This window comes from Limnohabitans sp. (assembly GCF_040401495.1).
Taxonomy (GTDB): Bacteria; Pseudomonadota; Gammaproteobacteria; order Burkholderiales; family Burkholderiaceae_C; genus Limnohabitans.
This window is the reverse complement of sequence record NZ_JBBAOI010000041.1, coordinates 1-4,355: the sequence shown is the minus strand read 5'-3', so window position 1 is coordinate 4,355 and position 4,355 is coordinate 1. Positions and strand designations below refer to the sequence as shown.

Below are 4,355 nucleotides of genomic sequence, written 5' to 3'. Positions count from 1 at the left end.
ACTTTGGAATAGTTCTGATGTGGTCGCACATATGCAGCAAGAAATACTGGCCACAAGTGCAGCGCCTCAACCCTCCATCTCCCCCAAACAAACTGCCAACTCGCCTACCGTCTGTCCAGGACTCATGGGCAGTCAGGTTAATAGAGCCATAAGCAGGAGTGCTGTACCGCGCTTTGCAACACGGAGTTTCTATGACACGCATACCGCTGATACGTGTCATTCCCCCTGCCCTCCAGTTTCGTCTAGCGACAAAGCCGATGCATACAACTGCATCATTTCTTTACTTGCCACACAAAACCGAACCAGCTTGATGCACTTGGTCCGTGCCAGCGCCTGTTGTGTGACCCTGGCATTGATTCTGGCCGCAAAAATGGGAGGAAACTTGAACATGCCTGTACCGATGGCAGGAATGCCAATAGATTCGATTTGGTTTTCTTCAGCGAGTTGGAAAACAGAATTTAAGCCCATCTCAAGGAAATGCTCTGGCTCGGTGTTGTGAAGGTAATGCGCAGCCCGAACATGAATCACCCATGGATTCGGCAAATTGAACCCTGGTGTCAACAAAGCATTGCCAAGCTCCAAAGGGGCAAATGGTTTGCAATATTCTTCAAGCTCTGGACCTGCACCATTATGAACAGCACCAGCTACCCCTGAGCCTAGCCTCAAATTAGCATTGGCTGAATTGACGATAGCCATCAAGTCAGGTTGAGAAACAAGATTGCCAAGCATCACTTCAATTTTCATATCGGGAAAAACCATCTGTAGATAGATCTAACCCAGATCATAAATTTTCCTAGGTAGATGAATAGACCTATTATTCCTATCAAACCCATTGCAGCCCACCACGATTCGTAGCCATAGTAATCAGCACCGACAAGGCCAGCTGCGAGAAAGTGATACGACAAGTAGAAAAGAAAAAGATGGCCTAAAAATGCCCTTGATCTCATGGTCACTGCTTTCCGTTCCATTCAGTAAAGAATTCAGCCCTGACACTTTTTCCTCTTGCAAGTGCATAGCCTCTGACGCTGAAACCACTCTGTTTCTTTTTGTCAAACCATTTTGGTACTTCATACCTGTCCTCAGGAATTTCAAACTCCCACAGGTTTAGCTTTGTTGTCTTTTTTGACAAAAACGCCGACCACCCAGGGTGCAAATGTCCAAAGGGTATTGACGGCACTCGACCTAATGGATCGTTGTGCAAGTTATCAGCTTCGGCCTGTTCTGGTGTAACTCGCCTAGTCAGATGAAATCGCTGGCACATGAACTGATCGGCGGGATTGTTTTGAAATCGAAACATTTCCCGCTCATAGTAGGGGCGAGACAGATCCCACAAAATGACAGGTGGAAGTAAGGGCCAAGCAATCATGAAGCCCAGTATGCCCTTGACTTCTTGGAAAACCGCTTTGCGATCCCAATTTTTCAAACTGGTGAACCTCGACCAAGAAGCAATTTCATGCTGCCAGACAAAGTCTTTCGGCCGATGCTCCATAACAAACCGGTGAGCTGATAGAAATATGCCACACAGAAGCCCAACCAATAGATAGACGGTTACCCAGTAGAAAACAAACTCCCACATATCAACGGCGCTTGCCAGAGAGTGCAATTTTCAGAATCAGTGCAATGGTTGCGTAGAACATGATTAATCTCCAATTGAGGTTGCTGCGGCTAATGTGTAACCCTTTGAGGCTTCAGGTGCTGCGGTTCCATTACGAACCAAACGCTCGTTGGTCACCACACCCTTCGTCACATCAAAAAATAAGTCTTCTTCATAAACACTTCCAAATCCTCCATGCACATACTTCAGCAGTGCGCCTTGGGGGCATCGCAATGTGCCCGTATACCAATGGGCGAACACGCCATCGGAAAACCCTGGGAACAGTTTGTCCATGCCGATACTGCCATCAATAGCTACAAGATATAGGCGCTCTTGCTCTATGGTCCAAGTGCCAATATATCCTCGCCATAAAGCCGTACTGGCGACTTCAAATTTGTAGTCAAGACCATTGTTTTGGATAAAAGGTCCTAAGGGCTCAGAGCACAGGCTGAGCCTCTCCCCTTTGTAAATCAGTCTCTCTGATGCTTGGGCGGTCATGTCATCAAACTAATTCAAATAAGCTGGCAGTTGGGCTTTTTTGAAATCAATCAATCCGAGAACTTCACAAAGACCAAAGATCATGTCGTTCATTTCAAATTCATTTGCATTGATGGAATGAACATCGCCAAATTCTTCTTTGGCTTCTTTGATGATGAGAGTGGCACTCAATTTTTCATCCGTGAAACATTTCATGAAATCGGGCATGAGCTTGGCGAAATGCTCAAGTGCATCGGGATCCATGCCCTGCATCGCGGTTTTGATTTGTTCTAAAAGTATTTCGTCAGTCATCATCACCCTCTTATGTATGAAGTGACTCTAGGCGGGTACAGGCTCAATTTGTGAGCTTGCGCAACTTTGGATTGCTCTACCCCTAAATACCCTTGCTGTATGCAATAACAGGTGCAGGGCTCGCACTGTGAGCTTCGGGTAGCTCATGCTCAACCCATCACAAGCTCATTCACTTTGTATGCAACAACACACCACCCGCGAAGCCTGGCTATTAGCAGCCGTTGAACTGCTGCGTCCTCTTTTTGCTGCCAAAGGCTTCAGCGTACCGCCATGCCAAGTTTCCTGTGGCTTTGCCAGTACGGGAACACGCAGCGGCCATGTAGGTCAATGCTGGTCGACCAAAAGCGCATCTAACGAGCTGAACCAAATTTTTATAGCGCCTACCTTGAAATCAGCCTATGAGGTGCTTGACACCCTGGTGCATGAGCTGGTGCACGCAGTAGATAACTGTGAAAACAAACACGGCAAACAGTTTAAGAAGATAGCACTCAAGATGGGCATGAAAGGTCCTATGCGCAGCGCTGAAGCAGGACCTGAGCTCAAAGTCACCCTGACATCCCTATTGGACACATTGGGTCCATATCCACATGGCCACCTAAAGGTAGGAATGCGAAAAGCACCCAGGCGGGATCGCCCAAGGGCCAAGTGCAAGCACTGCGGCTATCAGGTGCCTATGTTGAAGAAATTTTTGACCTATGGCCCACCGATTTGTCCCAAGGACAAAGTGGAAATGGAAGCCTTAGGTAACTGGGAGGAGATGTGATGCCACCCACAGTTATTTGGTTTTGTGGATGGGTGCTGAAACTTTGCATCCTTCTCACTCAATGGGTTTCGGGTTTTGACCCGCTTGTGGCTCCTAAAACGAGCCTGTTCACTGTCACCAGCACACAGCGCTGGATGCAGTTGGACTATGGCGTAACGCCAGTTCCGCAAAAGCGCAGTCGTCGGGAGGTCATGACTGCGTGGCTTCAATCAGTTACCGCTGATTAAGCCTGTCAGCACCTCCAATCAACCCAAAAGGAAAAATAGAAAATGGAACAGCCCACCATCATCGTCTCTCCGCTTAAAGCGGCCATACCCGCCCAAGGCGGCCATCTGGATTTACTGGTCCGAGTCCAAGCACCTGATTTGCCCACAGACAAAGTTGTGGAACACACACCCAAGCGATTGGCACTGGTCGTTGACCGCTCAGGAAGCATGCAAGGCAAGCCACTGCGTGAAGCGCTGCGCTGCGTCATGCACATCGCCTCACACCTGACACCTAAGGACCAACTCAGTTTGGTGGTCTATGACGACCAAGTGGATGTCATAGTGCCCTTAAGCGATGTGTCATCCGTTACAGCTATCCAGCAAGCTGTGGATATGGTGCACAGCGGCGGCTCAACTGACCTATTCAGCGGCTGGATCAAAGGCGCTGAGCAACTGGAAGGTGGTACATCACGAGCCGTGTCTCGTGTGTTGCTTCTCTCTGATGGTCAGGCTAACCATGGTGAAACCCGGATCAGTCATATTCAGCCGGAATGCAAAGCATGGCTTGAGAAAGGCGTCAGCACCACCACTGTAGGTCTAGGACGAGACTTCAATGAAGACCTGATGATTGCCATGGCAGATGCTGGTGGAGGTCAGCAGTACTACGGGCAAACCGCTGAAGACTTGTATGACAGCTTTGACCAAGAACTGTCCTTGCTGCAAGCCATGTACCTACGCGGCATTGCTTTAAAGCTGATTCCCGCACCTGGCGTGATTGTGGAGATGCTAAGCGTTGCTCCGCAGCACCCGGACGGCACTTACAAGATGAACGACCTGGCTTGGGGTGCTGAAACTTGGGTAGGTGTTCGTTTGCACATCAGCCCAACAGCCCCCGGCACGCTCCGCGATTTGCTGGCGGTGTCTATCACTGGAACAGACTTGCAGGGGCATGCACTGTCACAGTCAGGTGCCATGCTGCAGCTCCCTGCTGTCGAGCAGACAT

General features: G+C 49.2%; 6 protein-coding genes. 2 read left to right on the top strand and 4 right to left on the bottom strand.

All coding sequences use genetic code 11. From position 1 onward, the window contains the following. Positions 1-216 precede the first annotated feature (216 nt). From AC9UEO_RS13355 to AC9UEO_RS13340, 4 genes are all read right to left on the bottom strand, one after another. Positions 217-744: a macro domain-containing protein gene (locus tag AC9UEO_RS13355; protein WP_509534479.1), complete on the bottom strand. Its 528-nt coding sequence runs from the start codon at positions 742-744 to the stop codon at positions 217-219. Between the two features lie 205 nt (positions 745-949). Further along, positions 950-1,576 carry a hypothetical protein gene (locus AC9UEO_RS13350; RefSeq protein ID WP_509534476.1) on the bottom strand — a complete coding sequence of 209 codons (627 nt, stop codon included), beginning with the start codon at positions 1,574-1,576 and terminating at the stop codon, positions 950-952. A gap of 63 nt (positions 1,577-1,639) precedes the next feature. Next, positions 1,640-2,092, bottom strand: a complete 453-nt coding sequence (locus AC9UEO_RS13345; RefSeq protein WP_509534474.1) for a hypothetical protein — start codon at positions 2,090-2,092, stop codon at positions 1,640-1,642. 9 nt (positions 2,093-2,101) lie between these two features. Then, positions 2,102-2,383 carry a hypothetical protein gene (locus AC9UEO_RS13340; RefSeq protein WP_509534472.1) on the bottom strand — a complete coding sequence of 94 codons (282 nt, stop codon included), beginning with the start codon at positions 2,381-2,383 and terminating at the stop codon, positions 2,102-2,104. A 145-nt stretch (positions 2,384-2,528) separates the two neighbouring features. Here AC9UEO_RS13340 and AC9UEO_RS13335 point away from each other — a divergent pair, with 145 nt between their 5' ends. Then, the gene (locus AC9UEO_RS13335; RefSeq protein ID WP_509534470.1) at positions 2,529-3,146 is read left to right on the top strand and encodes a SprT family zinc-dependent metalloprotease; all 618 of its coding nucleotides are present in this window, start codon (positions 2,529-2,531) and stop codon (positions 3,144-3,146) included. Between the two features lie 269 nt (positions 3,147-3,415). Next, a partial coding sequence (locus tag AC9UEO_RS13330) for a vWA domain-containing protein (protein ID WP_509534467.1) occupies positions 3,416-4,355 on the top strand: 940 nt, incomplete at its 3' end.

Excerpts from the sequence above, each read along its gene's own strand:
- AC9UEO_RS13355 (WP_509534479.1), bottom strand. The coding sequence starts at position 744 with ATGAAAATTGAAGTGATGCTTGGCAATCTTGTTTCTCAACCTGACTTG.
- AC9UEO_RS13350 (WP_509534476.1), bottom strand. The coding sequence starts at position 1,576 with ATGTGGGAGTTTGTTTTCTACTGGGTAACCGTCTATCTATTGGTTGGG.
- AC9UEO_RS13345 (WP_509534474.1), bottom strand. The coding sequence starts at position 2,092 with ATGACCGCCCAAGCATCAGAGAGACTGATTTACAAAGGGGAGAGGCTC.
- AC9UEO_RS13340 (WP_509534472.1), bottom strand. The coding sequence starts at position 2,383 with ATGACTGACGAAATACTTTTAGAACAAATCAAAACCGCGATGCAGGGC.
- AC9UEO_RS13335 (WP_509534470.1), top strand. The coding sequence starts at position 2,529 with ATGCTCAACCCATCACAAGCTCATTCACTTTGTATGCAACAACACACC.